Source organism: Ensifer sp. LC384 (assembly GCF_001695865.1).
Taxonomy (GTDB): Bacteria; Pseudomonadota; Alphaproteobacteria; order Rhizobiales; family Rhizobiaceae; genus Ensifer.
In genome coordinates this window covers 56,243-79,800 of record NZ_MBST01000089.1, presented here as the reverse complement: position 1 = coordinate 79,800, position 23,558 = coordinate 56,243, and the positions used below count along the sequence as shown (strand labels likewise).

At 60.5% G+C, this 23,558-nt stretch carries 18 protein-coding genes; 3 read left to right on the top strand and 15 right to left on the bottom strand.

The genetic code is table 11. The features are described from left to right. Positions 1–16: 16 nt before the first annotated feature. A complete protein-coding gene (locus BC363_RS32280) occupies positions 17–1,339 on the bottom strand; it encodes a lipopolysaccharide biosynthesis protein (protein ID WP_065784257.1) in 1,323 nt (440 codons plus the stop codon). A gap of 279 nt (positions 1,340–1,618) precedes the next feature. On the opposite strand from BC363_RS32280, the gene BC363_RS32275 reads away from it, so the two are divergent. Both BC363_RS32275 and BC363_RS32270 read left to right on the top strand, forming a co-directional pair. Then, a complete protein-coding gene (locus BC363_RS32275) occupies positions 1,619–2,290 on the top strand; it encodes a HemK/PrmC family methyltransferase (protein ID WP_139110227.1) in 672 nt (223 codons plus the stop codon). Continuing rightward, a complete protein-coding gene (locus tag BC363_RS32270; RefSeq protein ID WP_065784255.1) occupies positions 2,287–3,402 on the top strand; it encodes a hypothetical protein in 1,116 nt (371 codons plus the stop codon). The genes BC363_RS32275 and BC363_RS32270 overlap by 4 nt, the downstream gene beginning before the upstream one ends. Positions 3,403–3,439: 37 nt before the next feature. On the opposite strand, the gene nadE is transcribed toward BC363_RS32270, so the two are convergent. From nadE to BC363_RS32230, 7 genes are all read right to left on the bottom strand, one after another. After that, the gene (gene nadE, locus BC363_RS32265; protein WP_065784254.1) at positions 3,440–4,447 is read right to left on the bottom strand and encodes an NAD(+) synthase; all 1,008 of its coding nucleotides are present in this window, start codon (positions 4,445–4,447) and stop codon (positions 3,440–3,442) included. Next, positions 4,444–5,991, bottom strand: coding sequence for a class I adenylate-forming enzyme family protein (locus tag BC363_RS32260; protein WP_065784253.1), 1,548 nt, complete (start codon positions 5,989–5,991; stop codon positions 4,444–4,446). The genes nadE and BC363_RS32260 overlap by 4 nt, the downstream gene beginning before the upstream one ends. 25 nt (positions 5,992–6,016) lie before the next feature. Then, positions 6,017–6,283: an acyl carrier protein gene (locus BC363_RS32255; RefSeq protein ID WP_065784252.1), complete on the bottom strand. Its 267-nt coding sequence runs from the start codon at positions 6,281–6,283 to the stop codon at positions 6,017–6,019. A gap of 22 nt (positions 6,284–6,305) precedes the next feature. Next, positions 6,306–8,243, bottom strand: a complete 1,938-nt coding sequence (asnB, locus tag BC363_RS32250) for an asparagine synthase (glutamine-hydrolyzing) (protein WP_065784251.1) — start codon at positions 8,241–8,243, stop codon at positions 6,306–6,308. A 563-nt stretch (positions 8,244–8,806) separates the two neighbouring features. Then, positions 8,807–9,568 carry an FkbM family methyltransferase gene (locus tag BC363_RS32240; RefSeq protein WP_065784249.1) on the bottom strand — a complete coding sequence of 254 codons (762 nt, stop codon included), beginning with the start codon at positions 9,566–9,568 and terminating at the stop codon, positions 8,807–8,809. 99 nt (positions 9,569–9,667) lie between these two features. Then, the gene (locus BC363_RS32235; protein WP_065784248.1) at positions 9,668–10,132 is read right to left on the bottom strand and encodes a Crp/Fnr family transcriptional regulator; all 465 of its coding nucleotides are present in this window, start codon (positions 10,130–10,132) and stop codon (positions 9,668–9,670) included. A gap of 92 nt (positions 10,133–10,224) precedes the next feature. After that, a complete protein-coding gene (locus tag BC363_RS32230; protein ID WP_065784247.1) occupies positions 10,225–12,927 on the bottom strand; it encodes an ABC transporter transmembrane domain-containing protein in 2,703 nt (900 codons plus the stop codon). Between the two features lie 306 nt (positions 12,928–13,233). Here BC363_RS32230 and BC363_RS32225 point away from each other — a divergent pair, with 306 nt between their 5' ends. Further along, a complete protein-coding gene (locus BC363_RS32225) occupies positions 13,234–13,908 on the top strand; it encodes a hypothetical protein (RefSeq protein ID WP_065784404.1) in 675 nt (224 codons plus the stop codon). Here the strand turns inward: BC363_RS32225 and BC363_RS32220 are convergent. From BC363_RS32220 to BC363_RS32190, 7 genes are all read right to left on the bottom strand, one after another. Further along, a complete protein-coding gene (locus tag BC363_RS32220) occupies positions 13,886–15,052 on the bottom strand; it encodes a glycosyltransferase (RefSeq protein ID WP_141690525.1) in 1,167 nt (388 codons plus the stop codon). The genes BC363_RS32225 and BC363_RS32220 overlap by 23 nt on opposite strands. Continuing rightward, the gene (locus tag BC363_RS32215) at positions 15,049–16,293 is read right to left on the bottom strand and encodes a glycosyltransferase family 4 protein (protein WP_065784245.1); all 1,245 of its coding nucleotides are present in this window, start codon (positions 16,291–16,293) and stop codon (positions 15,049–15,051) included. Before BC363_RS32215 ends, BC363_RS32220 begins: the two co-directional genes overlap by 4 nt. 4 nt (positions 16,294–16,297) lie before the next feature. Further along, the gene (locus BC363_RS32210; RefSeq protein WP_065784244.1) at positions 16,298–17,515 is read right to left on the bottom strand and encodes a glycosyltransferase family protein; all 1,218 of its coding nucleotides are present in this window, start codon (positions 17,513–17,515) and stop codon (positions 16,298–16,300) included. A gap of 75 nt (positions 17,516–17,590) precedes the next feature. Further along, on the bottom strand, positions 17,591–18,766 hold the full coding sequence (locus tag BC363_RS32205) for an ABC transporter permease (protein ID WP_065784243.1): 1,176 nt from the start codon (positions 18,764–18,766) through the stop codon (positions 17,591–17,593). Then, a complete protein-coding gene (locus BC363_RS32200) occupies positions 18,763–19,761 on the bottom strand; it encodes an ABC transporter permease (protein ID WP_065784242.1) in 999 nt (332 codons plus the stop codon). Before BC363_RS32200 ends, BC363_RS32205 begins: the two co-directional genes overlap by 4 nt. A gap of 1 nt (position 19,762) precedes the next feature. Further along, the gene (locus tag BC363_RS32195; protein ID WP_065784241.1) at positions 19,763–21,664 is read right to left on the bottom strand and encodes an ABC transporter substrate-binding protein; all 1,902 of its coding nucleotides are present in this window, start codon (positions 21,662–21,664) and stop codon (positions 19,763–19,765) included. Then, a complete protein-coding gene (locus BC363_RS32190; protein WP_065784240.1) occupies positions 21,661–23,553 on the bottom strand; it encodes an ABC transporter ATP-binding protein in 1,893 nt (630 codons plus the stop codon). The genes BC363_RS32195 and BC363_RS32190 overlap by 4 nt, the downstream gene beginning before the upstream one ends. Between the last annotated feature and the right edge of the window lie 5 nt (positions 23,554–23,558).

Below are 23,558 nucleotides of genomic sequence, written 5' to 3'. Positions count from 1 at the left end.
TTCCAGTTCCCTCAGCTCAGCCTTCATGTGCCATCCTCGTCGGGACTACGTCCTCAATCGCTCCCTCTCTGTCGCGCCGGACGAAGCGCAGGAAGACACTCCAGGAAACGATGACCATCGCGATCTCGATCACATAGAAGGAGATGAACGTGCCCGCAGGCGGCGCATACCAGGTCGCCCACGCCGTCAAGGCTGCGCCGAGCACGCTGCCAAGCCCCATCACCGAGGCGCGTGCCGGGTGATGCCCGGATGCGCCAAGCGCCTCCATGGCAACCGACCACATGGCGATGGGTACGACGACCCAGCAAAGAATCCGGACGAAGGAAACCAGCGAGACATAGTCCTTGCCGAAGAGATAGGGGAGCACCGGCGCAAGCGCGAAGACCGCGATCGCCGCCGCGATGCTGATCGATGTGGCAGCAACGAGCACCTTGCGCACCCGCTCGAAGGCGTGGTGCAAGCCGGAGGCCGTCGCCTTGGCCGAACCTGGGTAGATCAACCGGTTCAGCGCCTCGACCGAGAGATAGCTGCTTTCCAGCATGCGCCGTGCGACGCTGTAGCTCGACATCACTTCCGCTGTGGCGACAAGGCTCAGGACGAGCAAGTCGGCATTCTGGCGCACCGCGCGCAGAATGAAGGGCACGCTGAAATAGAGCCCCTGCGGCAGCTCTTCCCGAACGATGCCATAGGTTGGCCGGCCAAGGCCCTTGACGGCATACCAGCAGCCGATGGCCACAAGCACATGGCACACGAACTGCCAGACGGCCCAGGAGGCGACGGTCGCCACGCCGAAGACGATGCAGGCGAGCGCAGCGGCGATGGTGCGGGCAATCGCGAAACCGACGACAACCTTGTTGGCGGATGCAAAATTGGAGTGAGCGAGAAAGATCTGCTCCGCCAAAACAATAATCCGCACAAAGACGACGTTGGTGGTCAGCATCAGCGTGATCACGACCATGTTGGTGACCGGATCGGCGGAAAGAGTGAAGAAGAACGGAAGCGTGATCGCACCAAGCAGAACCAGAACGATGCCGCTGGTGGCCGTCAGTATGATGTTGTGCCCGAGCATGTGGGAATACATGCTCCGGTCGCGCGCCACGCGGCGCACGAGGCACTCCATCGCCCCCAATCCGCAGAGATGCACGGCAATGTTGGCAACGGCGGTAATTGCCACGAAGACGCTGAACTCATGGACGCCGAGCCAGCGCGCGAGGATCGCGAAAGTCAGAAGCTGGGCTGCAGATCCGATGATGAGGCTGCCGCCCGAAGCAGCATAGGACACGATCATCGACAGGAACGGCTTGTGCGCGCGCGGTTCTCTGAGACCTTCCGATGCCATCCCGATCTGCCTCTGACAACAATCCGACGAAATGCGCGTCTTCTGCCGGAAGGGCTGGATCAGCGCCCCCGTTTCCGATCGTCGCAAAAGTTAGCACGCAGAAATGATTGCGCGGTTAACACACGCGCCTCAATTGCATTTTAGCTTCCGTTTACCTGATTGGGGTAGCGTAACCCCCGCAGCGATCCATCGACCGATGAAGGAGAGGCCGTGCCGCAGAACAATACCCCTCTTCCGGACGACCAGCCCGACAGCATTGTGCTGCGCCTGCATCGGTTCATGGACGTCAACCTCGAACTGGCGCCTGATGTCTTGGTGCCAAGAGAGGAAACAGAGCTGCTTGGACGCACTGCTTCCAGAATACTGCACGACCGGCCAGCCGGTGCAACTGTCATCGACATGTGCTGTGGCTCCGGAAACCTCGCGCTTGGGATCGCGACCGATGTTGCGTCCGCCCGGGTCTTCGCGGCGGACTTGACCGACAGCACCGTTGCCCTTGCCCGACGCAATGTCGCACGCTTGAAGGTCGCCGACCGCGTTACCATACGGCAAGGCGATCTGTTTGATGCCCTGGCCGACGACCATCTCGAGGGCGCGGTTGATATGATCGTCTGCAACCCGCCCTATATCTCCACATCCCGGCTCGAAGGTGACAGCGCCCACCTGCTCGAGGCCGAGCCGCGCGAAGCGTTCGATGGCGGCCCCTACGGCATCTCCATCCATCAGCGTCTCATCCGAGATGCCGTGGCGCTGCTGAAGCCCGGCGGCTGGCTGCTCTTCGAGTTCGGCGCCGGCCAGGACCGACAGGCATCCGCTCTTCTCGCTCGCACCAGGGCCTACGAACCTGTCGCGTTCGCCACCGATGCGGACGGCAAACCACGCGTCGCCATCGTCAGGAAACTTGTCACTCAAGCATCCGTTGCGGCGGATGCCGGGAACGAAGAAAGATGAGTAGCATCCGCCCCCTTGAACCCGCAGACATTCCAGCGATCGCTGGAATGTTCCAGAGGGTCTTCTGCAAAGATCAGACGGAGCCGCCAGCTGCGCTCGTAGACTATATGCGCCAGCTCTATCTGGACGCACCTGGCTGCGATCGCGAGATTCGGCCCCTCGTCCACGTCAACGGCGACGGCCGCATCTCCGGTTTCGTTGGCGTGAACGCGCTGCCGATGACGTTTAACGGTCGTCGGTTGCGAGCCGCCATATGCGGCTCTCTTATGGCCGAGGATCGTGAAAGCGATCCGATGGCGGGTGCACGGTTGCTGAAGGCCTTCCTCGCGGGTCCACAGGATCTGTCGTTCAGCGAGACCGCAAGCGAAGTATCGACGCAGATGTGGACGAAACTTCGCGGTATCGTACTGCCGCAATACAGTCTCGATTGGGTGCGTGTCATCCGGCCATCGACATTCACGCTCAGCGTCGCCGAGCACCGGATCAAGCTCGCGCGGCTGATCAATCCGCTCGCGCATGCGTTTGATCGTTTCTATCGCAACAGGATGGGTCGCGGGGAGCGGCGCTGGTCGGCCGTCCCCGAAAGCGGAACCGGCCAGGCAAATTTTCGCGTTGGGGAAATCGACAGAAGCGGTTTCGCCGATCTTGTCGGTCCGCTCACTGCCCAGTTCCCTTTGCGCCCGGATTGGGCGGAAGGGCAGCTCGACAACATCCTCGCAGACGCTGTGCAAAAACCTGATCAGGGTGACGCAATCTTCGCATCCGTTACCGCACGGACCGGAACCGTCGTCGGCGCCTTTGCCTATCACTCTCGCTCCGGCGATATCGGCCGCGTGCTGCAGATCCTCGCCCTTCCCGGACAGGCCGGCCCCGTCATCGATTGTTTGATCGACCACGCAGCCGCGCGCGGTGTCGCGGGTCTGCGCGGGCGGACGCAGCCAGCTCTCCTTGAGGCCATGCTCGGTCGCCGCATCGCCTTTGTGCACATGGCGTCAACCGTGGTCCACTCGCGCGACGACGAACTCGTTCAGGCGTTCCGCCATTCGCAAGGGTTCATAAACGGGTTAGCCGGCGAACATTGGAGCCGACTTATGGGCGGCCGCTTCGACTGACCGATGCGGCCGGACTGGCCATCGCGCCCTATGCCCATCAGTCAGCAATCTCCTCAACGGTCTGGACGAGCTGCGGTCCGAGATGAAGGTAGCGCGTCGCCTTGCGTTTGGCGGAAATGTCCGCCCAGACGCGATCGACCTGCGTGGTCGTCAGGCCCGCAGCCTGCGCAACCGCCTCGATCGCCAGTCCGTTGTTGAGGCCATAAAGGCAGAGATCCATGCGGTCGTAGGGCAGCGAGAAATAGAACTCTTCCTGCGTCTGCTCCAGCGAATAGGTATCCGTCGTCGGTGGACGGCGGCGGATTTCCTCGGGAATGCCGAGATAGGCCGCCAGCGCGTAGACCTGCGATTTGTAGAGATGCGCGATCGGCTTGACGTCGGCGGCACCATCGCCGTTCTTCACGAAGAAGCCCTGGTCGTATTCAAGCCGGTTGGGTGTGCCGAGCACCGCGAAATTCAGCCGGTCGGCGTGATAATATTCGATCTGCTTGCGCGTCCGCTGCTTCATGTTGGTGGCGGCAACGATGCCGAGATAGACGGCAGGCGGCATGCGCAGCTTCGTCTGCTTGCCCTGTGGATCCTGAACCACCAATGACGAGATGTTGTAGCCCTCGCCTTCGAGCGCGTTGGCGATCACGATCTTCGATGCCCAGCCCTCGCCGTAGGCAGGAACAAGCTGGCGGATGAAGGCGTCGCGACGCTCGTAGCAGCCCATTGCCTGCAATGTCGGCCCGATATCCTCGACCACGGCATCGACGCCAAAGGTTTCAGCCACCAGACGGCCGAGCCTCAGGCTTTCCGGGTCACTGTCGTTTTCGGGCATGAAGAGACAAAAGACGTTCTTCGCGCCCACAGCTCGCACAGCCAGGGCAACCGACACGCTGGAATCGATGCCGCCGGAAAGACCTAGCACGAGGCCGCGCTTCTTCATTCCACGCAGCTGCTCACGCAGCCCTGCCACGATGCTGTCGGTTTCAGCCGCATGGTCGATATCAAGCGTTTCGGCCGAAAACGCAGCCGCTTCATGGGTCGGGCGAATGTTCATTCTGCAGGCTCCATTGTCTCGGCCGCAAGCCTGCGGCTAACCTTACCCGTGTCCGTCTTCGGCAACTCGGTGCGAAATTCGACAACCTTCGGGACCATGAAGTCCTCCAGATGGCGCGAGCAATGACGGATGATGTCCTTGTCGCTGAGCGTGTGGTCCGAGCGCACAACAAGTGCGGCGATCGCGTGGCCGAGAACCGGGTCGGGCACACCAACCACGACGGCTTCCGCAATGCCTGGATGGGAATGCAGGACCGTCTCGACTTCCTTCGGCGCAACCTTCTCGCCGCGGGTCTTGATGATGTCGTCCTTGCGCCCGACGAAATAGAGGAAGCCCTCCGCGTCGGTCTGAAACAGATCGCCGGTGTAAAGCACTTTTTCCCACGGATGCGGTCCCGGCCGAAGCATGCGTTGTGTGGATGCATCGTTGCGCCAATAGCCCTGCATGACATGCGGGCCGCGGATGACGAGTTCGCCTGGCACGCCGGGCGGCACGCGCTTGCCTTCATCATCCACCACAAAAGCCTCGGTGTTCGGGATGGCGATGCCGACCGAACCCGGGCGACGGTCGAGTTCCTCAGGCGGCAGGTAGGTGCAGCGCTTGCATTCGGTCAGCCCGTACATGGAATAGAGCCGGGCGCCGGAAAAGAGCTCCCTCAGCCGGGCGATATGTGCTGGCGGCAGCGCTGCGGCGGTGTTGGAGAGGTAGCGAAGGCTCGGAAGGAAGCCCGGCTCGAGATCACGCATCTGCAGGATCATCGCTGCCATCGTCGGAACGAGCGGAAATCCGGTGACGCCCTCCTCGCGAATGCGCTCGAAGATCGCATGCGGAAACGCGAAGGACTTTTCGAGCACCAGCGTCGCTCCGAGCCTTATGGCCATAAGCAGCTGATAGAGGCCGTAATCGAAGGCGAGCGGCAGGACATTGAGGATGACGTCGTCGTGCTGGTTACGCAGATAGGTCGTGATCGATTCGGAGGCCGCATCGATGTTGCGATGTGTCATCATCACGCCCTTCGGGCGTCCGGTGGAACCGGAGGTATAGATCAGCATGGCGAGATCGAGATCGATACCACCGTGGACAACCGGCTCCGCATCGCCTTCCAGGCATGCGTCGAATGCGGTGGCGCCCGCGGGCACCTGGCCGTTCGGCGCCGCTGTCGAAGCAACGAACAGGTCCGCATCGGCAGCAAGCGCGCGGGCTTCGGTCACGACCGGCATCAGTTTTGCCTGCGTGAGGATGGCGGCCGCCTCGCAATCACCGATGATGTAGGCCAGCTTGTCCGCCTTGGTCGAAGAATTGATCGGGCTGAAAGTCGCGCCTGCCTTGAGTACGGCAAAGATCGATACCGCGGCCTCCCAGCAATTATCCATGAACACCAGCACGCGATCATTGCGCTTGACGCCGCTCCTGGAAAGCGAGGCGGCCAGGCGGCTCGAAAGCCGATCGAGTTCGTCATACCGCAGCCGCTTGCGGTCGGTGATCAATGCCGTTTTCGCCGCATACGCCGCGGCGTTGCCGATAAGGAATTGCTCGAACCGCATCTGCTTGGACCTCGCCCGTTGTCGTTTACGCCGTTACCGTCGCGCCGGCTTTGGCCTCGATGAAAGCCGAGATGCGGGCGAGCGAATCCAGGTTCGCCGGCACGATGTCTGCGTCCGCCATGGCGATGCCGTAGTGATCCTCGATGAAGGCGACCAACTCCAGCACGCCGGTGGAGTCGATGATATCGTTCTCGATCAGCGATGCCGTGTCGGCAAGATCGTAGGATGTGTCGCCGAACAGGAAGTTCTCGATGACAAAGGCCCTGACCTTGTCCTTGATCGTTTCCGTCATGTGTTTTCCTTTCCTCAGTCGTTCAGGCCGCCTCGGCCGTATGGATGCTCGTACCGGTGAATGTCTTCAACCATAGCTGCGTCGACAGAATCCCGACGAACGCCGCATTGTCGCGGAAGCCGGAAACCGGCTGGGACTGGCACTTTTCGTAGAGTTTCGCGACGGCCCTCGGGTTGAAGAGGCCATCCGTGGAAATGCGGTCTTCGTTCATCGCCTCGCGGACGTAATCGAGTTCGCCGACACCGGTGAACGAAAGGCTGTCGGGTGCGCGATAGGGTTGCTTGGTGCGCTTGCCGATCGGCTCCGGCATCAGGTCCTTGGTCGCTTCGCGCAGGATGTGCTTTTCCACCAGACCCTTGAGCTTCATCTCCGGCGGCAGTCCGGCAGCAAACTCGACCAGTCGGTGATCGAGGAACGGGAAACGCCCTTCAATGCCATGCGCCATCGCCATGCGATCGCCCTGGCTCGAAAGAATATAGCCTGGCAGAAGGAATCGACCCTCGAGATACTGAGCCTGGTGTAAAGCGTGCCAGCGGGCGAAATCCTGAGGCAGACGGCTTGCTAGTTCCTCTGCCGCATCGTAGCCGGCAAGGCTGGCGCGCAGATCGGGCGAGAAGAATATCTTCGTCGCCGCCGTGCTCTTGAAGCGTGGACGATGGGAGAACAGCGGATCGTCGAGCGGCGCGTCGCCGGCCCCGAAAAAGGCGGCAAGGTATTCCGCCGACTGCTGCTGCAGGCCCGGCAGGTAGGGATAGAGCTTGCGGAACAGATGCGGGCGAATGCGCGAGCCGGGTTGCCGCCCGCAGAACCGACGTACACGCGCCTCCTTGAAAATATCGTAGCCGGCAAAGACCTCGTCAGCCCCCTCGCCGGTCAGCACCACCTTGAGGCCTTGTTCGCGTACCAGGCCCGAGAGCTGATAGAGCGGCGCCGGCGCCGTCCTGATGATCGGCCTTTCAGCAAAGCGCACGACCTCCGGGAAGACCCTGGCGATATCGCCGGCACGGCAGGCGACTGCGCTGTGCTGCGTGCCGAGGGCCGCAGCCATCTGCATCTGGTAGGCGCTTTCGTCGTGCTCGGCGCTGTCGAAGGTGACCGAGAACGTGCGCAACCCTTGCGGTGCCATGCCCGCTGCGAGCGCCGCGACAATGGAGGAATCAAGACCTCCCGACAGGTAGGAGCCGACCGGAACGTCGGCCCGCATGCGGATTCGCGTCGCATCGCTCAGAAGCGCCCACAATTCTTCAGCGGCATCACCTTCGTTGACGAAGCGTGAAGTCGCCTCGCGGTCCGGATAGTCGAGACGCCAATAGGGCCTGATCGTCTGGCGGCCCCGCTCGGCGATCATAAAGCTCGCCGGCTCCAACTCATAGATATCGCGAAAGCCGGTTCGCGGCGCGATCGGGGCCCAGAGCGTGAAAATCTGGTCGAGCGCGACCGGATCGATCTCTGCCGCGATGCCGGGAACCTGGAGCAGTGCCTTGATTTCGGATGCGAAATAGAGTGTTTCGCCTTGGGTCGCATAGAACAACGGACGCACGCCCATGCGGTCACGGGCGAGCATCATCCGGTTGCGGCGGGCGTCCCGGATCGCAAAGGAGAAATCACCGTTGAGGACGGACAGGCAATCCTCTCCCATCTCGTCATAGAGGTGAAGGATGACTTCGGTGTCGCTCGAGGTTCGGAAATGCCGCCCCTTGGTGCGCAGTTCCTCGCGCAGTTCGACATAATTGAAGATCTCGCCGTTGAAGACGATGGTCAGGTCGCCCGTCGCGTCGGACATTGGCTGCTGGCCGTCGCCGAGCCCGACAATCGACAGCCGGACGTGACCGAGGCCAGCTTCCGGCGCCACGAATGTCCCGCGCTCGTCCGGGCCGCGGTGCGCGATCGCGGTCACCATCCTCTTGAGAAGGGCTTCTGCTTCCCGGACCGAACCGAAATAGCCGCCAAAACCACACATGTTCAGAACTTTCACACGGGCCAATCACAACCGAAACATAATCCGCATGAAGGACTCATGGGTTAACCGCCGGCATTTTGTGGTTGTATGGTAAATTCTCTGGGAGAGAGTGAAGATATGTCATCCGGCGCAACGAGAAATAACTTCATTCTTGCGGAACGTTTCTTTTTGTTACAATTTTAAACACTAGATAGAAAATAAGAACCGGCCAGAAAATACAGATCACAATGCCGGCGACACGATAGGCATTCCAAGACGCGTGCGCCTGCAGGCCCTCCAAATAGGTCATCGCCAATAGGAAAAGCGCAGCCATACAATAGGTTACGCCGACAAAATACATCCAGGACATCTGACCGCTTTCATGGCACAGCAGAAAAACCAATGAATAAAATGGAAACCTGAAACTTTATACCACCAGAAGTAATATTCTTAAACCAAGAATTAACCAAGCTCCAGACATGGTTAATGGGCGGATCGCCGCGACTTTCCTGCTCCGGTAAGGCATACATCGCCGACACTCGTGCTTGAAAAAGCCGGAGACTGTTGCTTTTTGGCGGGTGATGTTACCGCTCGCGGGCCTTCGCAACAAAGAGCAGATCGAAACCGCGGAATTCGCGCCGCACGATGGATTTCTTTAGCGCACTCCATATCGCCGACGGATTATCGAGGCGAAAGCCACGGAAGCTGCGCACGAGCCCGAAGGTCGCAACGAGGGTACGAAACGCCCTGACGATTGCCGGCCCACTCAGCGACGCAAATAGGATCTGTGGATGAACGGCGAGCAAAACACCCGTCGTCCGTGTGCGGTCGATACCCCGGAACTGGGTCAGGGCACGGTATTCATAGCCCTCGATATCGATCTTGAAGCACAGCTTGTCGGTTCGCGCCATCGACTGCAGCTCGGCAATCGTGATCGTTTTCGCCTTGATCGCCTGCCCCGTGTCGTCGGCGATCAGCGCCGAGGTTTCTGAACTGCCAAATCCGCCGCCGACTGAATTCAGCACCAGGACCTCATCCTCCGAAAGTGCCGCATTGATCAGTGCGACGTCCCCCTCATTCTGCGGCTCCATTTCCTTGAGGATGCCGAAGCAAACAGGATCGGGCTCGACGGTAATGACATTGTCGGCAATCTGTGCCGCCCAATAGGGTGTGACGCCTATCCAACCACCGATATCGACAAAGGTCGTGTTGCCGTCGACCAGCCGCTCGATGTTCTGAAATGTGCACGGCTCCCACTCGCCGCTTTGAAGCCGCGCAAAGAAGCGCTTCTTCTCAGGCTTGTCGGGGAAATGGACGGTCTTGCAGAAGTAGGTGATCGCACGCATGGCGCTTCTCTAGCCCATATCCCGGCGAAGCGGAATCGTTTTTGCGAAGGTCTTTCATGCGGCCAGGACATGCCATCGACAGGCGCCGCCGGCTTGACTTCACGCTTCCATGCGTTCGTTTCGGCTGCGTGCTTCCGTGAGTTCGGCCGTCGTCTGGCTGAGACGGTCGGCGAGCACGCGCATGATTTCCACGGCCATTTCGGGGAAGTCGGCCAGGAGCTTCAGGAAATCGTCCTTGCGGATGCGCAGGGCCTCCAGCGGTGTCGTCGTGCGCACAGTTGCCGTGCGCGGGGTGTTACAGAGAATAGCGATTTCGCCGACGATCGAATTCTGCTCGACCTCTGCCAGTTTCAGTGGACCGCTTGCGGTGGTCACCAGCACCTCGGCCTTGCCGGAGAGAATGACATAGGCGGCGTCACCGATATCGCCCTGATAGAAAAGCGCCTCCCCAGCGCTGTACATGACCCGGTCGGAGGTGAAGGCAAGGAGTTTCAATTTTGCAGGCGGCAATCCTGAAAACAGGGTTATCCGGCGCAGCATTTCGACTTCATCCTTGAGCAACATCACAATCCGTTTCTCCGAGTATCCGGTCGGGGACAAGCCATCTCCCGCATTGCGGCAGGACCTTATGCTCGTGCCCTGACATTAATATTACATCAAGATGCCATTTCCTTATAGTCGGGTCCTTCGTTAGCCCCCACTTCCGTATTGTCGTCGCGAAGCAGATGGCCATTCTCGAAAACTGCGACACGGTCGAACAGCTCCATCACGGCCGGATTGGCGACCACCCAGACGATGGCAGGATTGCGCCCATCCTCCCGCAATAGCGCAAAGACGTTGCGGATCACCTGTTCCTGGACACGTTGATCGAGCGCCAGCAGCGGCTGGTTGAAGATGTAGAAGTCGCAGATGCGGATGAGCGCCCGCGCCAGATCCAGCTTCTGACGCTGGCCTGCGGTCAGGCGCTTGCCGCCAGCGCCGACATTGAAATCGAAGCCGAAGGCAAGCACTTCGTTGTAGAGGCCGACAGCCTCGAAAAGATCCCGCACAATGGCCCTGATCTTTTCCGATCCATCCGCATGCTTGTGGCCGATGCGCCCGAACAGCACATTGTCGATGATGCTGCCGGAGGCGATGTAACGGTTCGGGCGATAGTGCTCGATCATACCGGCGAGGTCCGCCGGCAGACCTTCGTCGAACTCGCGCCGTGCCGCGACGATCTTTGCCATCAGCTCGTCAGTCAGGAGACCGAAACGGTGGCGAGGTTCGATATACCCGAAACATAGCCGGATGATCTTGACCTGATCATCCTCGGCAACATCGGCGCGTGGGCGGCCGCGAACCTTTTGCAGCAACGCCTCATAGACGGGGATTTCCTCGGCTGTCATGAACGTCAGTTGCTGGAAGAACGGGTGATCCGGCGGCAGGTCGCGGAACAGTTCCACGACGTTCTCGGCGATTTCCAGACCCATTTCATAGAAGACGTCGCGCAAGCCGACCCGCTGGAGCACGGTCTTGAAGAACGGATGTCCCTCAAGCGCGCCGTCCCACATCACCTGATCGGTGATCGTGCCGAAGAGCAGATTTTCGCCGATCGTTGCTTCGATGTTGTACGAGCCGGGCTCGAAGAACACCACGAGGTCGCTGAGCTTCTCCTCTTCGAGGCGCTGGCGAAGCGCGCTGCGCATTTCGACGATACCCGCGGCAAAAGCCGCATTGCGGTTCGGGTCGATGGTGGAGCGCACTGCAAGCGCCAGCACGTCGTTGGTCAGAAGGACGGCATCGAGGACCGGTCTGATCTTGAGCAGAAGATCTTCCGGTCCAGTTGCGCCGGCCGCCTGATAATCGACCCAATCGCTGTTGACGTCGAAGGATGGATTGCCTGCAAGCTTGGCTTCGACCAGCTCCCACTTGCGATGGGCCGCGCGCTCACCTTCATACCGGACTTCGGTCAATGGCGCGTGCTTCAAGCCGTAGAGCAGGTTGTCGCCAAGGCTACCCTGAAACACATAGACGTCCGAGGAGGCATAAGAAATCCGCCGGCCGGTGACCGATTCCGGCATCTCCAGAATATCCTGACCGCCAATGACAACCCGACCGGCCGCCGGCCAGATCAGACGGGCGAAGGCCTCTGCCAACACTTCTCCGCCGCCTTTGAGCGCGACCGCCTCGCCTGGCTGCACCTGCAGCGAAACGTGGTCGAGAAGCGTGACGCCACCATCGTCGGTCACCGTGAGGTTGACGGCCGCGAGCGCACCGCTCAGCGGTTCGGGACTTGTCGCCGCGACGGCGTGAACCTTGGGATCGAGCAGCGGATCGACGCTGAACTGCTCGACCACCTGGGCATACTTGACCTGCACGTCCTGGCGCGCCTGGTCCCAATCGATGAGTTCCTTCAGCGGTCCGGGCAGGTCCTTGTAGGCGCCGATAACGGCGACGAGCTGGCCGATATCGAGGCGGCCCTGGAGGGCAAAATAGCCGCCGATCGAATAGAACAGGAAAGGCGTAACCTGGGCGAGGAAGTTGTTGATGAACTTGACCAGAAACTTCCACTGATAGAGGTCGTAGCGGATCTTGAAGATCCGTGCGAGCCGCGATGCGATATCGGCACGCTCGAAATTGGAGGTGTCATAACCACGGATCGTGCCGATGCCGTCGACGATCTCGCTCACCCGGCCGGACAATTCGCGCGCCGTCAGCTGGCGTTCACGCCCAAGCACCAGCAGCCGCTTGCGCATGCGCGGGATGATCACGGCCTGCACGGCGACGATGACGGAGGCGATCAGCCCCAGCCAGAAGCTCTGCAACAGGATGAAGATCAAGGCTGTCAGCGCTTGACCGCCCAGCAGCGCCGGCGACACGAAGGCGTCGCCCGTGAAGCCGCCGAGCGGCTCCACTTCGTCCTTGATCATCGTCGAGATCTCGGCCGGTTTCACCCGCTTGAAATGCGTCGGTGGGAACCGCAGGACCCGGTCGACAAGCTCGAAACGGATCCGCCGCAAGAGACGCTCGCCGAGCCGTCCTTTGAAGGTGTTGATGTAGAATTTGAAGAGGCCGTTCACGACCACAAGCAGCAGGAATACGAGGCTCAGAGCCAGCAACATCCCCTCGCGGCCGAGCTGGAAGCCATCGAAGAGATTGATCGTCCCAAGATAAGGCAAGTCAAAGGAGATCGCCAGGAACGCCTGCGTCGCTTCCGGGCTGGCGAAGCCGTCGCCCTGAATCGGTCCGTTGACGATCTGCTTGGGCAGGTCGAAGGACAGGAAATAGGGCACCATCGAAAACGCCACGACCACCAGGATCCAGAGCTGATCCTTGCGCGTATGGGTCCAAATATAGCGGGAGAGGCGTGATTCCATGTTTCTGGCAACGGGACCTTATTGAACACTGCTATGTGTGCGGCGAGGGCTGTCACGATACCCAGCCACGAAATGCGTGCTTGTGATACTTTCCGACTGAACCGCCAGGGGCGTCCGGTCGCGAGGCGTTTCGGCAAAATCTGATCCGGCTTCGAATCCGGTTCACTAGATTATGCAGGAGCGCGAGAAAACCGCAATGGACGCCGCCTTTGAGATTGGCGATCGTGTCTCCTCGCAACGGATGGCGCAGGGAAGGAGACGGGCGTGCTTATTGCGCTCGATCGTATGCCAGCTTACAACGACCGAATGAAACACACCAGCCACCACCCTACTCCTGCGAGCGACTGGTACGAAAACGCTTTCGACCTGACGCGCGGAATTGCCGCCTACACCAGAAGCCCTCTGATCGACGGCATCGCCAAGGTGATCGCCAGGCATCCGGACGCCGATATTGCCAACGCGTTCAACCACAAGCAGGTGGCGTGCAAGCTTTGGGCTCGCGACACGCTGCTGGAAGCCGCGGGCAAATCCTATGAGCGGATCGTCATTCTCGGCGGCTGGTACGGAATTCTTTCCGCCATGCTGCTCGAGGACCGCCGCTTCGATATCGCAATGGCTGAGAGCTATGACATCGACCCTTCGGTCGAGGCTGTCGCGCGCACGCTTAACGCAACCTTTGCCGACCGATTCCAAGCCGTCACGGCGGATATGTACGCGATCGACTATGGTAGTCTTGGCGCAGACCTGATCGTCAACACGAGCTGCGAGCATATTGCCGATCTGCGCTCGTGGCTCGATCTGATCCCGCGAGGTACACGCGTCCTGCTGCAATCCAACGATTACTTCAGCGAACCGACCCACATCAACTGTGTGGCGTCCGTCGACGCATTCGCCAACCAGGCAAAGCTCGCGACACTCGATTTCGCCGGCGCTTTGCCGACGAAAAAATATACAAGATTCATGCTGATCGGGACGGTTTGACAAGCACTTTCGAGAGCCGCTCGCGCAGGATTGCAGCCGTGTGAGTGGCGCCCTCGAGGTCGAGCGGCGGCATCGCCGGCTTCCCACGTGCCAGCAGCATTTCAACATCGCGCGCCAATCGGGCCGGCGTTACGTCGTTCTCCGGCAAGACGCCGGCAAGCCCGAGCTTTGCCAGTCGCACTGCCCGCGTCGATTGTTCCGTTTCCCCACCAGCCGTGAACGGGATCAGCAGGGATGTACACCCGGCGCGAATGATGTCGCAGACCGTATTGTAGCCAGCCTGCGAGACGGAAAGCCGCGCACCGGAAAGCAGGCTGGCGAAATCCTGCCGAAACCGGAACAGCTTCACATTGCCCGGTGCCGCGGCTTCGAGCGCATCATAGTCGACCTGCGGCAGGTTCGGCCCGGTAATCAGGCACCATTGCAGCTCCGGCGGCAGAAGCCTCGCAGCCTCTAGCCCGGCGCCGATCAGCTCCTTTCCGACCGCACCGCCACCTGCCGAGACCAGCACATCGAAGCGCTCCAACGGCGCCATCGGCGGACCGCCGGCAACGAGGCCGGTATAGGCGACCTTGTCGGCGATCTCCTGCGCGTAAGGAAAGGTCTCTTCGAGCCGTGCAAAGGCGGGATCCCCATGCACGAGCACGAGGTCGAAATGCGCCTGCACCAGATCCAGCATTTCCTCGGCGCGACCCGGCTTCGTTCGCTCCTGCAGGATATCGCGAAGGGATGTCGCCACCAGTGGGCGTGGGCTCGACGTCTCGATGAGATCGAGCAGCGGCATCAGTTCGAAGCGCATCTGGCGCCGCCCGAACGGAAACGCTTCGAAGATGACCACATCCGGGTCGCACGTGCGAAACGCATCAAGCAGCATATCTCGCCGACGGTCCTTGAAGTCGTCGTCCACCGGATTTCCGGTTTCGTCAGCCAGGCCCGAAAACCCCTTGTCGCCGGCAACGACCGGCGGCAGGGCCACGTGCTTCAATCCGGAAGCTGGAAAGCCGGGAACGGGTGTACCGCCGGTGACCACCGTGACGTCGAAACCATCGGCGGCCAGCGCGCTGGCAATGCGGCTTGCCCGTGCCAGGTGGCCGATCCCCAGCAGATGTTGGACATAGAAGAAGACCCGCCGCTGCCGCGTCATGCCGTCTTCCATTCGTTTGCAAACAGGGCCGTCAGCTGGTCAATGCTGGAATGATGGTCGAAATGTTCCCTCACCCGTTGTTCTGCCGCAGCGCCCAAACGGCGACGCCACTGCGGGTCGCGGATCAACTGCTCCAAGGCGAGCGCCAGCGCCTTTGCGTCCTCCGACGGGACGACACGGCCGTTTTCTCCATCGACCAGCAGCTCAGGTACGCCCGAGATTGCCGTCGAGACGCAGGCGAGCTGCTGGCTCGACGCCTCGACCAAGACGTTCGGCAGTCCATCACGGTCGCCGTCTGCCGTCACCCGGCAGGCAAGCGCAAAGATATCGCTGGTTCGATAGTGGCCGAGCACATCGGTCTGATCGAGCGCACCCTTCCAGGCAATTCTGTCCGAGATGCCGAGCTCGTCGCCGAGAACCTTGAGCTTTGCCGTCAATTCTCCAGCGCCGATATGCTCAAAACGCCAGTGAAGGTCCCGAGGCAAGAGGGCAAGCGCCTTGAGGAGGACGTCGTAGCCCTTCTTGCCCACCGCCCGGCCGACACTGACGATACGAACGGGGTCTTGTGGATTGGAACCATCGCGGCTCGAATGCTCGCCATCGAAATGCGGGAAACGTTCAAGGTCGAGACCGTGATAGCTCAGGTGCACCCTTGCCTTTTGCGATGTCAGGCTCTGCAGATGCTCATATCCGGTTCGGGTGCAGGTCACCGTCCAGCGCGCGCGACCGAGCTTTTCGGAAAGCTCCCAGTCCGGCGATGTCCAGATATCCTTGGCATGTGCAGAACATGTCCAGGGCGTGCCGGCGATGAGGCTGGCGTAAGCCGTGACCGAAGCGGGCGTGTGGATGAAGTGGGCGTGCAGCCAGCCCGGATCACCCGGCCATTCCGACGCCAGCACCAGCGCCTGCCCGAAACGGCGGAAGCGATTGCGGGTCAGGTCCCGGCCGAGATCCTTCGAAAATTGCCCAAGCGCCCTCCAAAAACCGGGCTTCGGCAGCGAGCGCACAAGGCCCTTGAGGACACGCAACGGCTCCTCATGCAGGTATTCCGGCAGGTAGTGCACGTCGGCACGTATCTCGTCATGCACCGGATGGCGCTTGCCGTCGGTTGGACGCCTCAGCGCGATCAGCACCAGCTCATGCCCGGCTTTCTCAAGTCCTAGCAGTTCCTGCGCAATGAAGGTTTCCGAAAGGCGCGGATACCCCTTCAGAACGACGGCAATCTTGCGGTCCGTTGGCAATGCTTCAGCTCGATTTCTTGACGATGCTCAGATATTCACTCGATTGCTCGCCGAGCCACCCGCCGACGATTTCCGAGATATGCACGAGCCCCTCGAGCCGCAGGCCGTTGGCAGAGCTTTTCGAGGGCGGCGCGCGTTGCGGCAAAGCCTTCAACGCGGCGGCGAAACGCAAGGGATCCTCGGCCTCGTCGGGCAGCAACATGTCGATGAGGCCAAGTTCGGCGGCGCGGCGTGCGCGGATCAGCTGCTCCTCGCGCGGCTGGATGCGCGGCACGATCAGCGCCGGCTTGTCGAAAGACAGGATCTCGCAATAGGTGTTGTAGCCCCCCATAGCCACCACGCCCTTGGCTCCAGCGATCAGCTCTTCCATGCGGTTATCGAACTCGATGATCTTGATGTAAGGGATCTTGCTTCCCTTCCTGATCAGCTTTTCGCGCTTCTTGACCGGCATATAGGGGCCAAGCACGACCAGCGCCCTATGCGTCAGCTCCGGATCCTGCTGGTAGGCATGGATGAAATCGTGGATCAGGTCGGCACCATCGCCGCCGCCGCCGGTGGTGACGAGAATATAGTCGCCTTCCGGCTTGTGACCGGGCAACTCTTCTCGCGGCACGCTCCTCTGCAGGAAGCCGACGAAGTTCATGCGCTCGCGGACGGCAGGCGGCACTTCGAGTTCCGTCAGCGGGTCGTAGAAGTCCGGTGGACCATAAACCCAGATCGTATCGTAATACTGCTCGATCTTGCGCATGGTGTCGCGGCGTTTCCATTCCACCTCGAGCAGATGCGGCGCATCCATCACCTCGCGCAGGCCCAGAACGAGCGTCGTTCCATGGGCCTTGAGGTAGGTGAGCGTCTCCTCGACCTCGCCCCGTAGCCCCATCGGCTCCTTGTCGACGATGAAGATGTCCGGTTTGAAGGTTTCCGCCGTGTGCCGGATGATCGACTGGCGCATCTTCAACGTCTCATCCAACTCGATATGGCGATCGAGAGACGTGTAGTTGCCGTTGTGCAGCTTGATGACGCTCGGAATCTTCACGAAGTCGACACGTGCGCGATAGTCAAAGGCGCCGGCAATCGTCGCGCCCGAAATGATCAGGATGTTCAAACCGCGATAATCTTCCACCAGCGAATGCGCAATCGTGCGGCATCGGCGCAGATGGCCGAGCCCGAAAGTGTCGTGGCTGTACATGAGTATTCGGGCATCTTCTAAGCGCCGCGTCATGCCAGAAACCTTTCGCTCAGGAAAAAACGAACCAAAACTCGCGACGCCGGCTTGCGGCCGGCGTCGAAACGGACCTCATTTGTAGGGATCGGCGGCATCGCGCAAGCCATCTCCCAAGAAGTTGAACGCCAAAATCACAAAAATGACCGGGATCGTTGGGAATAGCAGCCAGGGGTAGAAGGCAATCACGCTCACGCTTTTCGCCTCCGTCAGCAGGATACCCCAACTGGTGATCGGAGGACGCAGCCCCAATCCGAGGAAGCTCAGCGCCGTTTCGCCGAGGATCATGCCGGGGATCGAGATCGTCGCGGTGGCGATCAGATGGGACATGAAGCCCGGCACCAGATGCCTTCCGATGATGCGACCGCTCTTTGCACCCATCAATTGCGCAGCAAGGACATAGTCCTCCTCGCGCAATGCCAGCAGTTTCGAACGCACCGCTCGTGCAAGCCCGGTCCAGTCGAGAAGGCCGAGGATGATCGTGATGCCCAGATAAATCAGGATCGGGCTCCAGGTCGCAGGCATGATTGCAGCCAGCGACAGCCAGAGCGGGATGCTCGGGATGGATTGCAGCACTTCGATGACGCGCTGGACGATGAGATCGAAAACACCGCCGTGGTAGCCGGCCAGACCGCCGATAACGATGCCGAGCACGAAGCTGACCGTGATGCCGAGAAGGCCGATCGTCAGCGAAATGCGCGCGCCATAGATAATGCGCGACAGCACATCGCGGCCGAGCCGGTCGGTGCCGAGCAGGAAGAGCTGCCCGTCCTTTGCCGGGCATGCGAGGTGCACGTTGCTTTCAAACAGGCCCCAGAAGCGGTAGCCGTCGCCGCGGCAGAAGAAGCGGATCGGCTCGACGTCCTGCAGGTTGTCGGTGTAGTTGCGCTTCAGCGTCTCCATATCGAGTTCCATCGTCCGTCCATAGACGAACGGCCCGACGAACTTGCCCTCGTGGAATAGATGCACAGACTGCGGCGGCGCATAGATATAGTCCACATTGCGCGTGTGCAGATTGTAGGGCGCCAGGAACTCGCAGATGAGGATCATCAGATAGAGCGCGACCAGGAAAATGCCGGAGATCAGCGCCAGCTTGTGCCGACGGAACTTCCACCACATCAGCCGGAATTGCGAAGCCTGGTTTACCCGCACCTGCTCTTCCGTCATCGCTTCGACGGAATAGGGATCGAATGGTGCAGCCGATACGTAGTGCTGCAGCGGTTCGCCGGGTGCCGGAAGGAATGACGTCACTTGGTGCTCCTGCCTTGCAGCCGTATCCGAGGATCAAGAATGGCGAGCGCGAGATCGGAAATCAGCACGCCGATGACGGTCAGAAAAGCGAGGAACATCAGGAAGGAGCCTGCCAGATACATGTCCTGGCTCTGCAACGCCTTGATCAGCATCGGGCCGGTCGTTTCGAGCGACAGCACGATTGCCGTGATTTCCGCGCCGGAAATGATCGCCGGCAGGATGGAACCGATATCCGAGATGAAGAAGTTCAGCGCCATCCTGAGCGGATACTTGAGCAGGGTGCGCATCGGCGAAAGCCCTTTTGCGCGGGCGGTCACGACATATTGCTTCTGCAGTTCGTCAAGCAGATTGGCGCGCAGACGCCGGATCATGCCGGCGGTCCCCGCAGCACCGACGATGACCACTGGTATCCAGATATGTTCCAGGATCGATTTCGCCTTCTCCCAACTCATCGGTTCGGCCAGATACTTCTGATCCATGAGGTGGCCGATCGAGATACCGAACCAGATATTGGCGAAGTACATCATGATCAGCGCCAGCATGAAGTTCGGGATGGCGATGCCGATCAGACCCATCAGCGACAGGCCATAATCGCCCCAGCTATACTGATGCGTGGCGGAGTAGATGCCGATCGGGAAGGCGATCAGCCAGGTGAAGATGATCGTGACGAAGGAAACCAGGATCGTCAGCCACAGCCTGTCGCCGACGACGGCGCTGACCGGCAGTTCGTATTCGAAGGAGTAGCCGAAATCACCCTGCAGCATGCCGCCGAGCCAGTGGACATATCGCAGCAGAGGCGGCTGATCGAAACCATATTCCTTCCGCAGCGCCTCGATTTGCTCCATGTTGACGCCTTCGCCCTGCGCCCTGATCTCGGCGACGTAGCTCTCGAAGTAGTCGCCGGGCGGCAGCTCGATGATGGTGAAGACGAGCGCTGAAATAATGAGCAAGGTCGGGACCATCGCCGCGATGCGCCAGAGGATGTATCGCAGCATGTCAGCCTTCCTGCTCGATCCAGAACGTATCGGGTTTATAGACGCCGAAATAGCTCGTCGGGTCGAAACCGTAGAGCGCCGCTTCCGGGACGTTCTTGATCTTGTTGGCAACGAGGATCGGCTGCAGGGAGGCGTTCACGATACCGATCGAGAAGACCTGGTCCGTGTAGATCGACAGCATCCGCCCCCAGATTTCCGTGCGCTCGGCATCCTCGGCCGAATGCCGCCAACGCTGCAGAAGTTCGGCTAGTTCAACTGCAGCCGGAAGATCGGGCGCCTGGCCCATCTCCCCATGCGAGAGGTAGTTAAGTCCCCAAACCGGCCATTGCAGCTGATCGTCCGCAGTCGGCGCCAGTTGGCCCGGATTCATGTCCGCGGTCGGCACACCATTGTCGAGCCCGAACCACATGGACATGATGATCTCGCCGCCGACGGCGCGGCTACGGAACGTGTCGCGTTGCGACGTGCGGATAAACAGGGAAATGCCGACCTTCTGCCAGTAGTCGGTGATCAACTGCAGGACATCGGTCTCGAGCGTGCTTTCGCCCGCGGTCTCGACGACGATCTGCGCAGCGCGGCCGTCAGAGAGAATACGAATACCATCGCTGCCGCGGTTCGTCAGACCAGCCTCATCCAACAGCGCATTGGCCTGCACCGGGTCGTGGGCGATCCAGGCGGAGGCGAATTCCGGCCGGAACAACGGGCTGTCGGGCAGCACCGTATCGGCACTCTCCTTGGTCAGTCCGTAGAAGACGGCCTTGTTGATTTCGGACCGGTCGATCGCCAGTGACAGCGCCCGCCGGACGCGCACATCCTGCAGCAACGGGCGCCAGATCGCATCGGAGCAATTGAGATTGGGAAGCAGGGCGACCCGCGAACCTTGCGTCTTCTTCCAGAGGCGAACCTTTACCGGATAGCGCTTTTCAGCATCTTTCAGGAAGGTGTAGTCGATGAAGTCGATGTTCGTCGCCTGAAGGTCGCTCTCGCCGGTGCCGGCCTTCGCCGGGATCAGCGCCGGAGAGCTGACGTTGAGCACGAATTTATCGATATAAGGAAGCTGCAAGCCGTTCTCGTCAACCCGATGGTAGAAGGCGTTACGCTCGAACACGAATTGCTCGGCAGGCAAGGCTGTCGTGTTGCGCCACGGGTCGAGAGTAGGCAGATCGGGATTTTCCGGGCGATAGGAACGGGCCATGCGCATGTGCAACTGGCTCCATTTCTTGACCCTCTGTTCCTTCAGAAGAGCCTTGAGCTTGTCCTCATCCTGATATTTCTCATGGAACTGTTTGAGGTAGGTCGCCGGCATCGCCAGCACCAAGGGTTGCGGTGCGGCGAGTTTTTGCAGGAAATCAGGGTTGGGAGCGGACCAGGAATAGCGCACCGTGCGCTCGTCGATGACCTCGAACTTTCCGGCCTCGCCGTCCATCATCAGCGCCGTCGACAAGCCTGCCGGGCTCAGTTTCTCGTTGAGAAGCACATCTTCCCAACAGTAACGGAAGTCTTCCGTCGTCAACGGGCTGCCGTCCGACCACTTGTGTCCCTCGCGCAGATGGAACGTGAAGATCCGATCCTCGACCGTCTCGAAGCTTTCCAGCACATCCGCCTGCAGCTCGAGTTCTTCGTCGTAGCCGACGAGGCGCGAATAGCCGTAGACGGTCATCAACCGTATGTCCTTCGCGCTGCCGATCAGGCTCTGCACCGTGCCGCCGTGTTTGCCCGGCTGGCGCCCCATGCCGGCAACGTTGATGACACGCGGCGTCTTCGGCAGCCGCTCATTGACGGGTGGCAACTTTCCCTCGGCGACAAGCGCCTCCAAGAGTTTCGGCTCGCTTGACGCCGCAAGCAGATATTTGGGAAAAGCCACTGTAGCGAGCAGCGCGAGTGCAGTTCGGCGAGTGATCATGGCCGTAACTCCCTTGCATCCACTGACTTGCGAGCCAGCACGTAGTGGTCGCCGCCGAGGTCGGCAGGAGAAAGCGCATCCTCCTGGCCGTCGCCGCTGAACTGCGGCCCCCAGCGTCGCATGTCCGATCCCTCAATGGCCTTGAGCAGATCGAAATCCAGCGAACGATCAAGATCCGGATACGGAACGGCGGCGAGCAGCGATTTGGTATAGGGATGCACCGGCTTGCGCATCAGAACTTCGCGCGGCGCGAGCTCGACGATCCGCCCTGCACACATCACCGCGATCCGGTCGGCCATATAGTCGACCACCGCCAGATTGTGCGAGATGAACAGGCATGTCAGCCCAAGCTCCTTCTGCAGATCCTTGAGCAGATTGAGAATCTGGGCCTGGACGGAAACGTCGAGCGCCGAGACCGGCTCGTCGCAGATCAACAGTTGCGGCACCAGGGCGAGCGCTCTCGCTATACCGATGCGCTGACGCTGGCCACCGGAAAAACTGTGCGGATAACGGTTGACGAACCGCTGGTCGAGGCCAACGGCCTGCAACAGCGAACGTACCGTCTCTTCACGTGATTTTGCCGTTCCGCGCCCATGGATCTCGAGCGGCTCGCTCAGGATATTCTTGACGGTCATGCGTGGTGAGAGCGATGACACCGGATCCTGAAAAACCATCTGGATCTTCGAGCGCAGCGTCTTAAGCTCATCGCCTTCGGCCTTGAGCACGTCGATCGGACCTTCGCCGTCATCGAAGCTGACACTGCCGCCGTCCGGCGTGACGGCCCGCATCAAGATCTTGCTGACCGTCGTCTTGCCGCAGCCGCTCTCTCCGACCAGACCCAGACATTCGCCGCGACGGATATCGAAGCTGACATTGTCCACCGCACGATGGCGAGATGGGTCCTTCTTGCCGAACCACGACGTTTTGCGCGTGCCATAGGTCTTGGAAAGGTTGCGCACCGACAGGAGAACGTCGGGGCCAGCCGCCTTGGCGGAATCCTTGGCCCCGAGCAATGTCCCTGCTTTGACCGGCACTTCCCGCAACGCCTTCAGCCGCTCTCCCGGCTTCATGTCGAAATGCGGAACTGCAGCCATCAGGCCCTTGAGATAGGGGTGCTGCGGATTGCGGAAGATCGCGTCGACCGGGCCAGCCTCGACAATCTGGCCGTGATAGATCACGACGACTTCGTCAGCCATATTGGCGACCACGCCGAGATCGTGGGTGATCAACAGCATCGCCATGTTGAGTTTGACCTGCAGCTCGCGCAGCAACTGCAGGATCTGCGCCTGCACCGTCACGTCAAGCGCTGTTGTCGGCTCGTCGGCGATCAACAATGCCGGTCGGCAGATCAGTGCCATGGCGATCATGGCGCGCTGGCGCATGCCGCCGGAAAGCTCGAAAGGATACATGTCATAGGCGCGCTTCGGGTTCGAAAACCCAACGTAGCCAAGAAGCTCCTCCGTTCGCGCGCGCCTTTCGGCCTTTTCCGCATCCGTATGAATTTTTAGGACTTCGGAGATCTGGTTGCCGATCGTATGGAGCGGCGACAGAGACGTCATCGGCTCCTGGAAGATCTTGCTGATCCGCGTGCCGCGCAACGCCCGTATTTCTTCGCCTTCGCGCTCCAGCGAAAGCAGGTCGATCGGCTTGCCCTTGGCCTCTGGATCGTTGAACAGGACCTGCCCGCCAACCCGCGCAACATTCGGCAGGATGCCCATGACGGCCTGACTGATAGCCGACTTTCCGGAACCGGACTCGCCGACGAGCGCGGTCACCTTTCCTGGCAAAATTCTGAAATTCGCTTCCTTGACGGCTTCAACTTCGCCGCCGAGCACCGAGAATGTGATCCGCAGACCTTCAACTCGAAGCAGGTCCGCCCCTGATGTCATCGCAA